The organism is Bacillus sp. 0209A, from assembly GCF_036765095.1.
GTDB classification, from domain to species: Bacteria; Bacillota; Bacilli; order Bacillales; family Bacillaceae; genus Bacillus; species Bacillus subtilis_G.
On record NZ_JBAIZV010000005.1, the window covers coordinates 122,038 to 137,888 of the forward strand.

General features: G+C 46.3%; 16 protein-coding genes. 4 read left to right on the forward strand and 12 right to left on the reverse strand.

Going from position 1 to position 15,851, the window contains the following annotated elements; translation table 11 throughout:
* Window positions 1-8: 8 nt before the first annotated feature.
* The 4 genes from V6D44_RS17540 to V6D44_RS17555 all read right to left on the reverse strand — a co-directional run bounded on the left by V6D44_RS17540 (window position 9) and on the right by V6D44_RS17555 (window position 2,160).
* On the reverse strand, window positions 9-368 hold the full coding sequence (locus V6D44_RS17540) for a YdbC family protein (protein ID WP_087992981.1): 360 nt from the start codon (window positions 366-368) through the stop codon (window positions 9-11).
* On the reverse strand, window positions 362-703 hold the full coding sequence (locus tag V6D44_RS17545) for a cupin domain-containing protein (protein ID WP_087992982.1): 342 nt from the start codon (window positions 701-703) through the stop codon (window positions 362-364). The genes V6D44_RS17540 and V6D44_RS17545 overlap by 7 nt, the downstream gene beginning before the upstream one ends.
* 136 nt (window positions 704-839) lie before the next feature.
* On the reverse strand, window positions 840-1,211 hold the full coding sequence (gene gsiB / locus V6D44_RS17550; RefSeq protein ID WP_252687358.1) for a glucose starvation-inducible protein GsiB: 372 nt from the start codon (window positions 1,209-1,211) through the stop codon (window positions 840-842).
* A gap of 130 nt (window positions 1,212-1,341) precedes the next feature.
* Window positions 1,342-2,160, reverse strand: a complete 819-nt coding sequence (locus V6D44_RS17555; protein WP_202328949.1) for an EcsC family protein — start codon at window positions 2,158-2,160, stop codon at window positions 1,342-1,344.
* Window positions 2,161-2,276: 116 nt separating this feature from the next.
* Here V6D44_RS17555 and V6D44_RS17560 point away from each other — a divergent pair, with 116 nt between their 5' ends.
* The 4 genes from V6D44_RS17560 to V6D44_RS17575 all read left to right on the forward strand — a co-directional run bounded on the left by V6D44_RS17560 (window position 2,277) and on the right by V6D44_RS17575 (window position 4,939).
* The gene (locus tag V6D44_RS17560; RefSeq protein ID WP_253268833.1) at window positions 2,277-2,729 is read left to right on the forward strand and encodes a DUF2188 domain-containing protein; all 453 of its coding nucleotides are present in this window, start codon (window positions 2,277-2,279) and stop codon (window positions 2,727-2,729) included.
* Between the two features lie 77 nt (window positions 2,730-2,806).
* A complete protein-coding gene (locus V6D44_RS17565) occupies window positions 2,807-3,064 on the forward strand; it encodes a GlsB/YeaQ/YmgE family stress response membrane protein (protein WP_087993071.1) in 258 nt (85 codons plus the stop codon).
* A gap of 227 nt (window positions 3,065-3,291) precedes the next feature.
* A complete protein-coding gene (locus tag V6D44_RS17570; RefSeq protein WP_087992986.1) occupies window positions 3,292-4,569 on the forward strand; it encodes an Nramp family divalent metal transporter in 1,278 nt (425 codons plus the stop codon).
* A gap of 103 nt (window positions 4,570-4,672) precedes the next feature.
* Entirely contained in the window at window positions 4,673-4,939 is a 267-nt protein-coding gene (locus tag V6D44_RS17575; RefSeq protein ID WP_087993072.1) for a hypothetical protein, read from the forward strand.
* Window positions 4,940-5,238: 299 nt separating this feature from the next.
* On the opposite strand, the gene V6D44_RS17580 is transcribed toward V6D44_RS17575, so the two are convergent.
* The 8 genes from V6D44_RS17580 to V6D44_RS17615 form a co-directional block, all read right to left on the reverse strand.
* A complete protein-coding gene (locus tag V6D44_RS17580; protein WP_087992988.1) occupies window positions 5,239-6,963 on the reverse strand; it encodes a pyruvate oxidase in 1,725 nt (574 codons plus the stop codon).
* Window positions 6,964-7,029: 66 nt separating this feature from the next.
* The gene (locus tag V6D44_RS17585) at window positions 7,030-7,479 is read right to left on the reverse strand and encodes an NUDIX hydrolase (protein ID WP_087992989.1); all 450 of its coding nucleotides are present in this window, start codon (window positions 7,477-7,479) and stop codon (window positions 7,030-7,032) included.
* A gap of 236 nt (window positions 7,480-7,715) precedes the next feature.
* On the reverse strand, window positions 7,716-8,558 hold the full coding sequence (locus tag V6D44_RS17590) for a manganese catalase family protein (protein ID WP_087992990.1): 843 nt from the start codon (window positions 8,556-8,558) through the stop codon (window positions 7,716-7,718).
* A gap of 139 nt (window positions 8,559-8,697) precedes the next feature.
* Window positions 8,698-10,809 carry a cellulose biosynthesis cyclic di-GMP-binding regulatory protein BcsB gene (locus V6D44_RS17595; RefSeq protein WP_202328943.1) on the reverse strand — a complete coding sequence of 704 codons (2,112 nt, stop codon included), beginning with the start codon at window positions 10,807-10,809 and terminating at the stop codon, window positions 8,698-8,700.
* A gap of 5 nt (window positions 10,810-10,814) precedes the next feature.
* Entirely contained in the window at window positions 10,815-12,077 is a 1,263-nt protein-coding gene (locus tag V6D44_RS17600) for a glycosyltransferase family 2 protein (RefSeq protein ID WP_253268832.1), read from the reverse strand.
* Window positions 12,070-13,779 (reverse strand): DUF2334 domain-containing protein, encoded by a 1,710-nt coding sequence (locus V6D44_RS17605; RefSeq protein ID WP_333516785.1) that lies wholly within the window; start codon window positions 13,777-13,779, stop codon window positions 12,070-12,072. The genes V6D44_RS17600 and V6D44_RS17605 overlap by 8 nt, the downstream gene beginning before the upstream one ends.
* A gap of 10 nt (window positions 13,780-13,789) precedes the next feature.
* Window positions 13,790-14,641 carry a diguanylate cyclase domain-containing protein gene (locus V6D44_RS17610; RefSeq protein ID WP_333516769.1) on the reverse strand — a complete coding sequence of 284 codons (852 nt, stop codon included), beginning with the start codon at window positions 14,639-14,641 and terminating at the stop codon, window positions 13,790-13,792.
* Window positions 14,622-15,710 carry a glycosyl hydrolase family 8 gene (locus V6D44_RS17615; protein ID WP_087992994.1) on the reverse strand — a complete coding sequence of 363 codons (1,089 nt, stop codon included), beginning with the start codon at window positions 15,708-15,710 and terminating at the stop codon, window positions 14,622-14,624. The genes V6D44_RS17610 and V6D44_RS17615 overlap by 20 nt, the downstream gene beginning before the upstream one ends.
* Window positions 15,711-15,851 lie beyond the last annotated feature (141 nt).

The following is a 15,851-nucleotide window of genomic DNA, read 5'->3' on the forward strand; positions in this document are numbered from 1 at the left end:
GGCTATGATTATGCCCTCAGAACCCTCCATTCTGGTTCGTACCGAATGGCAGGACTATGTAACAGATCGTGAATGAACGATTCATCCTCTTCGTACAGCGTCACTTCTATCGAATGAATCACAGCCTTCTGTTCGTTTTCTTCGAATATGCTATCGTGTTCGTTCTCCATAAAAGCCTCATAAACTTCTCTGTCCTCCCAAACGCTGATGATCTCTGCGGTAAGCGGCCTGTCTGCTGATGTTCGCCAGCCGCCGGCCTGTTTGACAAAGCCGGCCACATGTGACAATGCCCCCCACTGTGACTGCGCTTTTGAAAATGCTTCGGCGTTTGCAGCATCTACTTCACATACAATCTTTTTGATTAGCATGGCAATTCCTCTATGATGACTGTTTTCGCCTGTGTATGCTCGACACAGAGATTCACCGTTCTGACGTAAGAGCGCGTGCGGTGAACCGTTCCTTTCGTGATGAGCAGGCTGTCATTCGCTTTGAGTACCGCAGTTTCTTTGTCCTTAAAATCAATCAGCAGCTCACCTTCAAGAACAATGAACAATTCATCTGAGTCAGGATGATGATGCCAGTCATATTCTCCTGTAAACACAGCGAGCCGTATACAATGGTCGTTGACCTCTGAAATGGAGAAATTAGCGTGTTTTTCTTTGACTTCATTAGCGATGGCGAGCAGGTTTTGCACCTTGGACATTAGCGAAAACTCCTTTTTCACTTATTGTATCGCAGCACCGGCTTAGATCAAGTTATTTCCAAAATAAAAAAGCGATCCAGCTGTTTCGCTGGATCGCTTTTTATCTTCTACAGGTTGTCTGCCTTCATGCTTTTGATTAGTCGTTGTTGCGGGCGTTTCCGCCTTTTGAACCAATTTCTTGGTAGAATTCTTTATCATGATTTTTGCTTGTTGCCTCTCCGCCTTTACGGCCGATTTCTTGATAGAATTCTTTGTCATGATTTTCACTAGTGGCTTCTCCGCCTTTTTCGCCGATTTCTTGATAGAATTCTTTGTCATGGTTTTGGCTAGTGGCTTCTCCGCCTTTTTCACCGATTTCTTGGTAGAATTCTTTGTCATGGTTTTCGCTAGTGGCTTCTCCGCCTTTTTGACCAATCTCTTGATAGAATTCTTTATCATGGTTTTTGCTTGTTGTTTCTCCGCCTTTTCTACCTGCTTCTTCTCTGCTCATTTTGTTATCGTCTGCCATTTTGAATTCCTCCTTTAATTGGTGTTGGTTGTTGTATTCCCGCTATCCATCCTTTTAAACAAACAAAACACATTGGGTGTGTTTCCACTAAAAAAAGCAGGCGGAGCGCGGTGTCCGTCTGCTTTGTTTGTTATTCCATCTCTCGTTCTGTTTCTTGCAGCCGCTCAAGAATGCGGCGCTTTTTATACAACATCATGCCCGTTTCGGTAATGTCGTTTAATGTCGAGCGATTGGCTGACGCGCCAAAGACCATTCCCGCGACCGGCACCAGTTGAAAAAGCTTTTTCCAGCCAAACGTGTCGCGATAGCCTAAAACAACTTCACGCCAGCCTTGGATTTGAGAAGCGACATTCTTATATGTACGATCTTGATCGTAGTCTTTTAATTCATTCAAAATCGATTTTTTGCCGACAACATCAGCTGAAGTCAGCTGCATACATTTTACGATGAAGACCCGCTCCTTTTTCTCCTTTGGGTCAAAGCCGTAAGCAACCGCGATATCCTGCAACGTTTTTAACGACAGGCCAAGCACGGCCGGAATGTCTGCCGCCAGCGTAAACACGCCGCCCACACCCGTTGTCGCGCCTTGAACAGTTGCGGCGTTAATTCTGTTTTTGCCCATTCCTTCCGCAATTTCATCCATGATAGGAAGAGGGACTTGTTGTACGTCTTCGAGTGATTCGAAGGTCTCCTCCGGCAGTTTCTTTTGAAACATCTTGATAATCTGTTTTTCAGATGTCAGATACTGCCCTCCTGTTTGGACAAAGCTGCCGAGCTCATCCAAGAGCTTGCCGATCTTTTTCTGGATGAATTCCGGTGTCAGCTTGTCCAGCAGCTGAAACGGGAGACGGCTGAGTTTTTCCCAAAACCAGACTTTTTGCTGATCTTTTTCCCATTTCTCTATTTCTTTTAATTGCTGATGCAAGTCTTCTTTTCGTTCTGTTGTCACCCAACCCGCACTTCCCTTCTGTTTTTTCTACTGTATAGTATACCTTCATTTTCCGGAAACGTTTTTATTTTTCACCTGCGGGTACCATTTTTATAAAAGGAAAAGGAGTGATGGACATGCCTTGGTCGATGAAGGATTATCCCGCTTCATTGAAAAATCTTGAGAACCCGGTGAAGAAAAAAGCGATTGACATTGCAAATGCGATGATCGATGAGGGCTACGAGGACAGCCGCGCCATTCCGATTGCGACAAGCAAGGCAAAGGAATGGGCGGAAAACGCCTCGAAAAAAGAAATTGATGATTTCCTCAAGAATGGTGATGAGACAGAACACGATGAAGATCCAAGCAGCGGCAAAGGTTCTGAGCTCATGGATAAAGCAGAACATGTCATCAAGCATAAAAACGGCTGGGCGGTCAAAGCCGAGGATGCTAAACGTGTATCTGAGATCAAAGGTACAAAGAAAGAAGCAATTGAACGGGCAAAGGAGATCGCAGCGCATAAAGGCACTGAAGTGATTGTTCATTTAGCTGATGGCAGCGTGCAGAGAAAGATCAAAACAGGATCATAAAGCGATATGCTATTCGGTGTTTCGGGTTTGGCATGAGCGGTTATTGATTGATAAATCATTTATGAGGGGTGAACATGATGCTTAGCTTTTTGGTTTCATTAGTTGTAGCTATCCTAATCGGCTTAATCGGAAGCGCCATTGTGGGGAACCGGATGCCGGGAGGAATTTTCGGCTCTATGATTGCCGGGCTGGCCGGCGCCTGGATCGGACACGGACTCTTTGGCACTTGGGGACCTAGCCTCGGCGGCTTTGCCATTATCCCGGCAATTATCGGGGCTGCCATCCTCGTGTTCTTGCTGAGCCTCGTATTCCGCGGGCTGCGGAAGGAAGCCTAGACTCATTTTGATACAGGAGGCATCGTTTCGAACTGAAACGATGTCTTTTTATGTGGGACCTTATTTGAATCTTTACATATCATGTGACATAACAGGGGAAAATTTGAAAGTGGATGAACATTTTCGGTTGACAAGAAACCGGGATGGTCATATGATGTAGATAAAATAATTTGCGTTAAGGAAACTCTTTGTTGCGTGGCAAAAAACAATCAGAATTCAGGTGAGACATGATGAACAAGGACATCACAGCACAATCTCCCCGTTCCAAAGCAGTCCAAGAGGCGCTTGACGGGAAAATCAAAGGGTTCAGAGGGCTGCTCCCTTTTCTGGGCCCTGCATTTATAGCAGCCATCGCCTATATTGATCCCGGCAACTTCGCCACGAATATATCAGCGGGTTCTAAATACGGATATATGCTGCTATGGGTGATTTTATTTTCTAATATTATGGCGCTTTTAATCCAATCACTCTCCGCTAAACTCGGCATCGCGACAGGCAAAAACCTGCCAGAGATTGCCCGAGAAGAATTCCCTAAGCCTGTTTCCATCGGTTTATGGATTCAGGGCGAGCTGGTCATTATCGCAACTGATCTGGCGGAATTTATCGGAGCGGCACTGGGACTGTATTTGCTGTTCGGCATCCCGATGCTTGAAGCGTCTATTATAGCGGCGATCGGCTCTTTCGCGATATTAGAGCTTCAGCGCCGCGGATATCGCTCACTTGAAGCCGGCATTACCGGCATGCTGTTTGTGGTGGTGATCGCCTTTGCGCTGCAGACCTTTTTCGCCAAGCCTGATGCCGTGTCAGTGATGAAGGGCCTTTTTGTTCCGGCATTTCAAGGCACTGATAGTGTGCTTCTCGCAGCTGGTATTCTCGGCGCAACCGTTATGCCGCACGCCATTTATTTACACTCAGCCCTTACACAACGGCGGGTGGTTGGCAAAACTGATGCTGAGCGAAAAAAAATCTTCAGATTTGAATTTATTGATATTTTAATAGCGATGCTAATCGCAGGTGCGATTAATGCGAGTATGCTCATCGTGGCAGCCGCATTATTCTTTAAAAACGGGCTGTTTGTCGAGGATCTTGATGTCGCCTTTCAGCAATTCGGACATCTTGTCAGCCCAATGTCAGCCGTTTTATTCGGGATCGGACTGCTCGTTGCCGGACTGTCCAGTTCGTCAGTCGGCACGCTTTCAGGCGACGTGATTATGCAGGGATTTATCAACTACCGCATTCCGCTGTATGTGCGGCGTTTTATCACAATCATTCCGCCGATCTTGATTATCGCATCAGGCGTCAACCCGACAACAGCTCTCGTCATGAGCCAGGTCGTGCTGTCCTTCGGGATCGCCTTCGCCTTAATCCCGCTTATTATGTTTACAAGCAATAAACGGATTATGGGCGCCCTGATCAACGCCAAATGGGTCACAGTGGTTTCTTGGCTGATCGCTGTGTTGATCGTCGCTTTGAACGTGTTTTTAATTGTTGATACGTTTCGTTAGAAAAAACCGGCTGCTAAGCCGGTTTTCATATTGCGCAAAAGCTCATTGATACCCTTTTTGCCAGAAATTTGTTATGATAGAAGAAAAAATCGGAGTTTTGATGATGTCATTATTTATTCTGTTTTATTTATGGATTGTTCCTATTGTAATCGGCATTTTATGTTCTGCTGTTGCCTATAAATCCAAGGGGAAAATGAGAGTCGCGCCCGGCATCGCCATGATCGTGCTCAGTATCATTTCCTTGGTCACCGCGTTTACGGCCGGACACACCAATTTCCACGTGTTTATCGGCGGAATGTTTTTATTCGGAACGTTATTGGTTGGTTCTGCTTTTCCTTTCTTTTTTGGGCTTAAGAAGAAAGAGAAATAAACTCATAGAGACATGAACGCTGTAAGATTTGATAAAAATAAACATATGAAACATACAAGGACAAATGCGCTGATCTTTTTGTTTTGAAAGAAGATGCATTTGTCCTTTTGTCCGTTTTGAGCATGGCGAATATCGTGACAGGCTGCATAGATCATTCCTAGAGATCCCAATAAGTACACCGCTAATTTTATGGATTCAAACATGCTTTCCTCCTATCATTCAATATAATGCTATGATAACTTACAATCCATTTGTTTCCAACACCTAAAAAACAGGGGTCTCACGAGGCCCCTGTTTTTTTAGAATAACCGTTTTAAACTTTTCTTCAGTGACGGCATTTCGATTTTTTGGTTTTCGAAGAAATTTTTCAGCATGTATTTGCTGAAGCCTTTTGCCTGCCCATAGGTGATTTTGCCAGGCAGCGGCGGTTCGTTTCCGATCATGACGTCCACTACGACCGGCTGGTCAGCGTGTAACGCTTCATGGAAAGCGGGCGCAAGCTCTTCCGCTTTAGCCACCTTGATGCCCTTTGCTCCGCAGCTTTCTGCAAATGCGGCATAGTCGACATTTTGAAGTTTTGTGACATAGTCGATGTTGCCCTTCACCTGCTGCTCGTACTCGATCATGCCGAGATTTTCGTTGTTTAAAATGACAACGGTGAGCGGGAGTTTGTATTTGACGGCGGTCGGGAGATCCTGCATGACCATGGAAAAGCCCCCGTCCCCGCAAACGGCGATCGCCTGCCGCTCCGGTTCTGACAAACTTGACGCGATTGCTCCCGGCAGGCCGCAGCCCATTGTCGCAAGCCAGCTGGAAACGATGAAATCCTGATTTGCTTTCATTTTGAAATGACGCGCCATCCAGACTGTCACAGTGCCGACATCTACAGATAGCACCGCATCATCGGCTGCCGCTTCCTCAAGACGCGCCACGACCTGCTGGGGTTTGAGCGGTGTTGCCGCCTCTGTCTCATCTTTTTCGATTTCGTTCCACCAATGCTGCATATGTTCAGTGCAGGCTTCCAGAAACCTTCTGTCTTCCTTCCGTTCAATAAACTCTGTCAATTCGCGCAGGCCGTGAGCCGAATCACAAACAAGACCCGCTGTCACCGGATAGCGTTTTCCGATTTTCGCCGGATCTGAATCAAGCTGGATCGCCGGCGTGTCATCAGGCAAATAATCGCGATATGGGAATGAGGTCCCGAGCATGATTAATAAATCACATTCCTCCATTGCCTCGTAAGCCGGCTTTGTGCCGATCTGCCCGAGATTGCCGAGAAAATGCGGGTGCTTATCAGGAACAACGCCTTTTGCCGGGAGCGTGACAACAATCGGAGCCGCGGCTTTGTCCGCGAATTCCAGCAGCTCACGTTTCGCCTTTTTCATTCCCTGCCCCGCCAAAATAATCGGCTTCTTGGCGTTATTTATATATTGCGCGCAAGTGATGAGCTGTTCTTTTTTCGGTTCAAGGTTCCCTTCAATATACACTGGTGACGTGTATACGGGCTCGCGTTTGATTTTCTCCGCGAACAAATCATCTGACACGCTCAATACCGCAACGCCTTTTTTGCTGCAGGCGGTGCGGATCGCCTGATTCAAGAGATCCGGCAGTGATTCCGCGCTATGTACCTCTCTGTTGAATACTGCCACGTCTTCAAACATTTGCTCAAGCTTGATCTCCTGAAAATAATCCCGTCCGACTTCGCCTGATGAAACCTGTCCTGCAATCGCCAGCACAGGGGCGCCGTCCGCTTTGGCATCATATAAACCATTTAATAAGTGCACCGCCCCCGGCCCTGCGATCGACAGGCAGACGCCGATTTTGCCGGTGAGTTTTGCTTCAGCCGCGGCAGCCAGCGCAGCCACCTCTTCATGGCGGGTTTGAATGAATTTCAATTGATTTCTTTCGTGCCTTAATTCTTCAATAAACTCATTGATACTGTCTCCGGGGATGCCGTATACATGATCAACTCCCCATTTTTCAAGCAGTTCTGTCATTGCTTGTCCTGCAGTTTTGTGTGCCATGCCGTATCCTCCTTTTTCCTATTTTCAATACCACAGGAGAGCTTCTTTAAAACCCGGAGACCTTTATCACTTGCCCAGTCTTCTTTTCAACAGGCCAATCGCCGCAAGCATGCCGCTGTCCTTGAGAGTGACAGCTACGTCCAGAGAGCCTCTCATAAAATCTTTGATTTGCCTTTTTCGGTTCGGCACTATAAATAGCGGCAAACGCTGCGGAGAAAACCACTTCAAATCCGCTGTCTCCATGCCGCTCGTTATCGCTTGTCCGCCTGTTATGTGTCCGGCAAACACGTGCTGTTCATCTTGAAACTTCGGCCTTTGGTAGACACCTATTTTCGCAGAAAGCGCTGCGTTGTATCCGGTTTCTTCCAACACCTCCCGGACTGCCGCTGCCTCAGCCGTTTCCCCGGGATCGACCCTGCCGCCCGGCAGATCCCATAAAGGGACGTCCTTTCGTTTCACCAGCAGAATCTGATGTTTTTCATTCGATACAATGACAAACGAACCTTGCGTATACATTACCAATTCTCCTTTTCACGCAAAAAAGACCAAGGTCGTTTTCCCCTTGGTCATAGTTGCTTTCCTTTTTAAAATGATACGGCAGTGCGGCAATCATTATGTCCTTTTTTCACAACAGCGGACTCTGAGAAAGAAGGCCGATTGGCTGTAAAGGATGGTATGCCAGCCCGTTTTTCCAATCATCACGTTAGCAATAACCAGCTGCCAAGACATGGTTGGCAGCCAATGATGTTTCGTTAATGTTCCAGCAATGATGCGCCGTCGGCCGGCATTGTGCCGTGAACGTACGGAGGCGCCGGCTTGAGCACTGGTTTTTGGCCCATAGCCTCAGGCTCCCCAACATATTCGAAATTCCCTTTTCCATCCATACTAGTCCCTGACGCCCAGCGCCCGCTTTGGCTTTCAGTTCCTTTAGAGCAGTCCATGAATGAATAGGAAACTTCTTGTTTTTCGTATTCACGATTAAATGTACTTGGGACAACTACGCCTTCACGTTCCTCTAATTCTTGAATGGCCGCCAGCCATTGATTTTGATGCATCGTGTCCCTCGCTATCAAGAAGGACAGCATATCCCTCACACCTTTATCATCTGTCATTTCATATAGACGGACAGCTTGCAGCCTGCCTTGCGATTCAGCATTAAGGTTTGCACGGAAATCGGCGAGCAGATTTCCGCTTGCAATCGTATATCGGGCTGTCCAAGGGTATCCCACACTATCATCTGGTTTAGCCCCCAGACCTCCTACGATGGCATGCTGAGGATTCATCCCTCCCATTACAGCTCCAATGACAGGATCTTTAGCCATTTGCTCTTGTTCTTCAATTGGCGCTTTATCAAGCAGCTGAGCTATCATCGTTGCCAGCATTTCCACATGGGCAATTTCTTCTGTGCCGATATCAAGAAGCATGTCACGATATTTTTGATCAGCTCTGCAGTTCCAGCCTTGAAATAAATACTGCATCATGACAGAAATTTCACCGAACTGTCCGCCTAATATTTCTTGCAATTTTTTCGCGTAAACGGGGTCTGACCGGTCAGGTTTGGCATTATATTGTAACTCTTTCACATGGAAAAACATCTATATCCCTCCAATTCATCTATACGCTTTAGGATGGCTTTGTTTTCTGTTTTCATGTATAAGCTCTAAAAAAATACAACACTCTGTATGAGTGTTGTACCAAATCAATGGAGAACGATAGATACATCATTCTCAAGTGCTATCCCCTGTCTGCCTTTCTTTTTCTGCGTCTTACGGCAATCCAAATGAACACTGCCGCAATCACCATAATGAGTACCAGCACACCAATATACAGCCATTTCTGGCCATTATCTTGTGATGGCTGCTCTTCACTGGAACTGTTTGCTTCTGATTTGAGCTGCTGGTGGTTTGTAAACACCTGCTGGCTGTTTGTTTCATTAACGACGGTTGCCGAGTCATCGGTGCTGTTGAGATAGTTGATGATTTCTTTCGTGACGGCCGCGCCTTTTCCTTTTGACGGTGCAAAGACAGCCATTGTGTAGCTTGTATCCCAAAGAGATGCTTGGGTAAACGCCACTTGTTTTGTTGTCTCATTCAGCATCTCAAAACCTGATACATCAAACGAGCCGTTCTTCGCTTGCGGCACAAGCAGTTCTGATGATTGCTCCTTCAAAAGAGAAAATTGATTGATGCCCCCTAAGAAAATGAGGTCTCGTCCTTTGGCATCATTTGCTGTTACATCAGATGATTTCTTCACCGTATATGAATGCTGCGCTTCGCTGCCAAAGGACTCCGTAACAAGAGAAAGCTCCTCAAGCTTCGATTGGTTTACGGTGTCAGGAATCACGATCAGCGTTGCCTGTTCCTGATTTCCGGCGTAAGGAAGCGGCCACTCTTGAAAATCCGCTGACGGAGACATGCCTTTGACGGTGTAAGACAATGTACTGTTTTTATCGATAAAGACCCACTTTTCTTCGTCAGCGGTGTTGCAAGGATTGTTTTCCTTTAGCCCAGTTGTGACGAATTGAATATCAATGTAGCGGTTTTTCTGCAGCAGCTTAGGATCCACTTTTACCATGGCATGATAGAATCCGTTTTTATCTTCTTTTCCTAAATCATCAAGCCGGACCGAATGCGGCTGGCCGTTGATCATGACCTTCAGTTCTGCAGCCTGAGCAGCCGATTCGTTTTCGGCCGTTGAAGCTTGAATCGTTTCGGACTTTTTCAGCTTAAGCGACAGCTTCGCTGATTGGTTTTCATCTAAAACCGCCGATGCAGGATAAAAGTAATGTGCTGAAGATGTTTTGTCAGCTCCAATTGTGATATCATCCGCTCCAAAATTCTTGAGGGTCAGCCTATTGCTTTCTTTTTTTTCAGCCTGCTTAAGCTTGCTGATTGAGAGTGTATCGCCGCTGAGCTGGCCTGTATAAGTCTGATCCGTAATGACACTGATTTTTTCAGTGAGCACGTCATCGGATGCGGCTTGCGCAAACAGAACCGGCTGCTGCTTGCTCTCTGCTTTCAGCACCCGCTCCGCAAGCAGGAGTTTTTCTCCTTTTGCCTGTAAGCCGGCTTGTTTCATCAGCTTTTTCACCTTTCCGTTCCAATGCTTGTCCACTCCGATGAAAATCGTCGGCTTGTCGATTTTCTTCAGTTCAGATTCCGTGACATACGAAATGGTGACACTGCTGTCGGCCGTTTTCAAATAGCCTTCTGTTTTCACTGCTGCTTCAATTTCCGCCGAACTTGGGTCGTCCGGAATGACGATGGCGGTTTCCTCGGCTGTATTTCCCGATTGGGCGAAAGGATATGGATAATGGTCCAGCGTCGTTCCCTTCGCTTCACTGCTGTCCGCCAGCGTCAGGCGGCTGTCCGGGTAAATTTTGATCCAGTTTCCGGACGTATCCTGTCTGACGCAGACGCCCTCTTTCATTACACCGTAAAATTTCAGCGATACGTTGTGATAGCCTTGGGCAGACTGGCTTTTAGTCAGGTTCAGCTTCAATGTTTTCCGTTTTGAATCACCATTAAGCTTTACCGTTTTGACTGGTTCGTCGTCAATGACAGCCGTTAACGATGATGGAGAAATTAAAAGATTTGAAGCCTCGTATTCAATCACCAATTGCTGATTGCCGGAAGAGGCGCCTGCCGGAATCTGATACGTCAGCTCCGCGCTGTCTTTTGATCCGTACAGTGTCATCAGGTCGCTTGTCAGCACCTGCTGTTTGGCTTGTTCTTGGCTGCTTTTTCCGAGAAGCGAACCGCTGACCTGCACCTCTTTGGCTAAAGCCGCTTGTCCGGTCATCGCCAGAAGCATGAAGCTTGTGAGAAAAATCATTATTTGTTTCAAAAAGGTCACCCGCTTTTATGTTGATTGTATCGTTCTGTTTTGTACCATTTGACCTCCTGCTTGAATAAACGGTGCTTGATTTCTACGAATAAAGAATAGATAACGAGCACAATCCATGCCTGCGAGTATGTAAAGTACATGAGAAATACGATAAAAAAGTTTTGCCTGTTCATTTCTGTTTTTTCAATGCTCAACGTAATCATGACCTCTGTCATAAATAAGAAGAACGCCAAGATCCAGAGGACCATTGCCAAAAACCCGACCGATAAATGCAAATCATAAAACAAATTGACGACAAATATCGTATTTGACATGATCACGCCAAAGAAAAACAGGAAGTACGTAAAGAAAAAATAAAACAAATCAAAGATAATCCGTTTTCGTTTCAGTTTGAAAAACTGCGCCAAAAATTTCAGTACGACATATTGATTGCCGCGTGCCCATCTGGTGCGCTGGCGCCACCACACCTTCCACGTTTCCGGCTCCTGCTCCCAAGTGATGGCGGCAGGGAAAAAGCGGATGTGATAGCCGAGATTATACACCCGGATGGTCAGCTCGGTATCCTCAGCAAGCGCTTTGTCATCCCAGCCCCCGAGCTTTTCGATAATGCTTCTGCGGATCGCGAAGTTGGTGCCCGGGATCGTGGCGATTTTGAACCACTTCCATCTGCCTCCTTGGGCCATCCACTGAAAACAGATCGTTTCGATATTAATAAACTTCGTCAGCAGCGTTTTTGCCGCGTTAATGACGCGGAATTTCCCAACCACGGCGCCTGCCTTTTCGTCATTCATCAGGCCGAGAACGAGGTAATACACGGCCATTTTCTCAGGCGTGTTGTCGGCGTCATATACACAGATCACATCGCCGTTCGATTCGGCAAAACCAGAGTTAAGCGCGGAGGATTTGCCTTTTCCTGCGTTTGGCGGCTTCGTGATCACCATTTTAATGAAATCGTATGTCTCGGAAAATTCATTGACGATATCACCCGTCCGGTCTGATGAATTGTCATTAACGACGATGATCTCCAGCCGGTCTTTCGGATAATAAAGGTTGACCATCGCCTTCAACGTCTGCCGAATCACAACCTCTTCGTTATGCGCCGGGATAAGGACACTGACCTTTGGCAGCTCCTTCATGTTTTCTCTCCACTTCGGGATATTCCGTTCGAAGTTCATATAGTGGCGGAACCCGCCCTGCATGAGAAACATGTGGTAGAGAAGCATGACCCAAATTAAACTTAGTGAGATAAAGAACAGCGTATTACCCAAGGCTTCTTCTCTCCTTAAAAATTCGTTTTTTCAATGTGGCTCTCAAGTAAAACGTATAACTGAAAAACATGACGACAAATAAGAGCACGATCGCGGAGAGAATCCATAACGCCTTTTCCAGAGGAGTTTGCCGATGATGATCGAAAAACTCGTCAATGGCGCTTACGCCGTTTTTCACCTGAATCGTTCCGTCACCGCTTGTATGAATTTCAACTTTGCCTGTTTTGACGGTTTGTTTCGTTTTCTTTAAATCCAGCCATTCACTGTCTGGAATGCGTTCCATCTGATCAACCAGCTCCGGCAGATATTTCATTCCAAGATACGGGTGATAAAACCCGCCGGCTACTCCGCCTTCAAAATCAATCATCTGGGCGATGTGCTCCTCCATATCGCCGAGCGGGTTTTGTTTTGATGTATCGACAAAGCCGATCGTTTCCGGATACAGCGTCATTCCATCCAGCATTGAAGGAGTTGTCACATATGGAGACGCACCGGATGTTTTCCACGTTGTGCCGCTGAGCTGGACCTGCCCGAAAATGCTTGTAAAATACTGCGAGGCGATTTGATAGCCATATTCGGACATCGTGTAATGCGGCGCTTCAAACGCCAGCGGGTAGAGACCCGATGATGTCAAATCCTCAATCGCACGCGTCAGTTTTTGCTTTGTATACGTTTCTTCCTTTTCACGAAATGGTTTTAAATAGCTGTTATAAGCTTGTTCGTTCGGAAAGTCCCGTTCTTTTTCCAGAATGGATGGGGTGGCTTCGGCATTTCCAGATGTAATCGGCTGATCCGCCTTTGCATCCCAGAATTCAAAGCCCTCTCCCGTTTCACTGTAGCGGTAGGCGTGTGTATAGCCGTGGACAATGATACTGCCGCCCATGCTTTGCAGCTTTTTCAGCACCTTGACCATCTCCGGTTTATCAGACAAATACACTTTGTCGCCAGTTTCCGGATTCAAGTAAACCGGAATCACTGCCAGGATAAAAGGAACATGCCTCTTATGCAGATATGTACCGGCTTGAAGCAGCAATTTTTCATCAGACATCGGGCTGATATCCTCGAGGCGCAAATACAATAACGTTGTCCCCGCCTCCTCTCCGAAAGCTTCTCTGAGCTGTTTCGCCACGATCAAATTGTCATTTAACAAATTCGTTAATCCAATGTACACATTCGCTTTTTTTGTTTTCCATATAAAAGAATGCGTTTTGCCGTCATCGGCTTTAAAGGTATAAAGCGACTTTCCTTTCAGGCCTGATACGCTCAGCACGTTAAGCCCGCTCTCCAGAGACACATCGGCCTTTTCCGACCTGTTGTGAACCTGATATACATGTTCTTTGCTGATTAATGAAAGCCCGGAAAATTGGCTGATTTGGCCTGCGTTATAGCCGATGGCGACAACAGGTGTTTTAACGCTGCTGATCAGAGACACCAGTTTTTTGCTGAGCTTTCTTTTCGTTTGGCCGTAATACATCACATGGTCTTTGCCTTTGAAATCGGACGCTTCCACATCCGAATCTTTTTTGACTGTCACATGGGATGTAAAGTGGCCCGCAAGCAAATCAAGCATTTTGACTTGAGATGACTCTTTGCCGTCCAAGGTTGAATAGATGATGAGAATGCCGGCATCCCGCTCCTTCGCTTGTGCGGAAACTGGAAAGGACGCAATAGCTGTAAGCAGAAGCATTGTGATGCAGAGCAGCGTGATTCCTTTATAGTTCATTCATCATCATCTCGTTTTCCAGTTCTTCTAAAAAGTGATCGGCTGTTTTGATATCTTTGCGGTAAGGCAAATGACAGACATGGAACGTGAGCGACACATACTTCCCATTTTCCAGCTGATACGTGTCCAATTGTTTTTTCAGCTTTATCAGGACGGCCGGCATATGTTCAGCGGGCGTGTGCGTCAGCACAATCCCTATACGCTCGTCAGAGGGGCGGAACTTCTTATCCGTTTCCCGGACGCTTGCCCTAATTTGCTGACTGACATATTGGAAAAGACGGTCCGTTTCTTTTTCACCGTACAAAGACTTAAACTCTTTGAAGTAATGCATATGAAGCAGCAAAAACACGAAAGAATTTCCGTAGCGTTCCGCCCGCTTGATTTCTTCTGAAAGTTCCAGCTTCATCCTCTGCTTGTTATCAAATCCGGTCACTCTGTCAACAGCGACAAAGCTTTTGATTTCGGATTGCAGCCGTGCAACTGAATGCCTTAGCTCTGCAGCAATATCATGAATTCTTCCCGCTATAAAAGAAAACAACAAAAGCGCGATTCCCCACACGACAAGTATTCGCAGCCCTTCCTCAGCCGGAAACAGCGCAGCCTGTCCAGTCTGGAAAAACATCATTAAGGTGCCGAGAACAAAGAGTACGATTAAAGTCACCGCCAGCGCGTAAATCGGGCCGAACCATACGCCTGCGGCGATGACGACAAACGTGATGCAAAGGATCAGAGCGCCTTCCGATTGCTGGGCTGACACATAATAAATAAACAGAGACAGGGCTGCGATGAGCCCTGAAAAATAAGCAAATAATTTTTGTGATTCATTGAATGATATTTTCATTAAAAAGCTTCCTTTCGGCTAACAGCGGCAGCAGATTGTCAAAAGAATGCGTCTGAGCGCCGCTCATATAGCCTCCATAATACGATTTCACCGGATCAAGAATTTCAAAGTCATTCATTCTGTCATATATGGCTTTGGTGACTGAACTGTCTTCATATTGTTTTGTTAAAAACAATACGGCTAATGCGTATACGGATGGCGACTCATATTTGACGGCAGGCTCCTTCGTATCTGCCGAATATCGTCCGTACAGCTTTCCGTGTGTCTGAAATTCCTGCTTGATCCAGTCCGCTAAAACAGCGGCTTTTTCATCCCCTTCCGGCAAGTGCCAAGCAGCGTACAGCTGATCTATCAGATTGATCTCACTATCATATGTGTATCCCTTTGTCTCCGAGCTGTATACCTTTGGCAGAAAGCCATTTTTTAAAGGAGCCGAATAGAGAACATTGGCATTCCGTTGTTCTGTTTCCTCGTCTATAATTCCATTCTTCTTTAAGACAGCTAACGCATCGGGCATGACGTATGAAAGCGTCACATCCTTTGAAGCGGCCTGTGAGTCGTAAAAGTCTGTAAATAACCCGTTGTTCATATTGTATGCCTTCAAAGCCGTGCCGATATCCCGGGCCGTTTGCGCGTAGTCGCTGCGGCCCCATTTGGCGGCGGCTTGGTCAAGGGACAGCATAATTCTCATATCATCTATCAGTGCATTCGTTCCGCTCGCTTGGCCGTTTTGAATCTTCCACGTCACCAAGTGATTGCTCATCAGAAATGAATCAGTCAGATGCTGATATTGCTCCTGAAAATGCGGGGCGTCATTTTTGCTGACCAGAAACTCCATCCATAGGCCAAGAGATTCTGATAAATACGAAGGCTGGTCAGACATATCAGTTTTGATTAACCCTTGGCCATTCATTAGATTGTGATAAATGAAATACTCCGCCGGCTGAAGCGGGCTGGCGTTCACTTCTGACACCGACTGATTTTGGACCTTATTTCCAGCTTCAACACACCCTGCGGAAAGTCCGATAGATAAAAAGAATAAGATGACAGCTATTAACAAATGCCTCACAGGCAAATCCCCCTTTGTCGCCTGAAGCGAATCAGACGCTCACAAATATATATAGACGAAAGTATGACTGCCATGTTACAAATTACATTTACTATAAAAGAAAAAAATGCAGATTGCTAGCTTTTTTTTCCCTTTTTGAAC

What these genes read in the sequence shown, in the direction of transcription:
- V6D44_RS17540 (WP_087992981.1), bottom strand. Translation starts at nt 368, where the DNA reads ATGCTAATCAAAAAGATTGTATGTGAAGTAGATGCTGCAAACGCCGAA.
- V6D44_RS17545 (WP_087992982.1), bottom strand. Translation starts at nt 703, where the DNA reads ATGTCCAAGGTGCAAAACCTGCTCGCCATCGCTAATGAAGTCAAAGAA.
- gsiB (WP_252687358.1), bottom strand. Translation starts at nt 1,211, where the DNA reads ATGGCAGACGATAACAAAATGAGCAGAGAAGAAGCAGGTAGAAAAGGC.
- V6D44_RS17560 (WP_253268833.1), top strand. Translation starts at nt 2,277, where the DNA reads ATGCCTTGGTCGATGAAGGATTATCCCGCTTCATTGAAAAATCTTGAG.
- V6D44_RS17565 (WP_087993071.1), top strand. Translation starts at nt 2,807, where the DNA reads ATGCTTAGCTTTTTGGTTTCATTAGTTGTAGCTATCCTAATCGGCTTA.
- V6D44_RS17570 (WP_087992986.1), top strand. Translation starts at nt 3,292, where the DNA reads ATGATGAACAAGGACATCACAGCACAATCTCCCCGTTCCAAAGCAGTC.
- V6D44_RS17575 (WP_087993072.1), top strand. Translation starts at nt 4,673, where the DNA reads ATGTCATTATTTATTCTGTTTTATTTATGGATTGTTCCTATTGTAATC.
- V6D44_RS17580 (WP_087992988.1), bottom strand. Translation starts at nt 6,963, where the DNA reads ATGGCACACAAAACTGCAGGACAAGCAATGACAGAACTGCTTGAAAAA.
- V6D44_RS17585 (WP_087992989.1), bottom strand. Translation starts at nt 7,479, where the DNA reads ATGTATACGCAAGGTTCGTTTGTCATTGTATCGAATGAAAAACATCAG.
- V6D44_RS17590 (WP_087992990.1), bottom strand. Translation starts at nt 8,558, where the DNA reads ATGTTTTTCCATGTGAAAGAGTTACAATATAATGCCAAACCTGACCGG.
- V6D44_RS17610 (WP_333516769.1), bottom strand. Translation starts at nt 14,641, where the DNA reads ATGAAAATATCATTCAATGAATCACAAAAATTATTTGCTTATTTTTCA.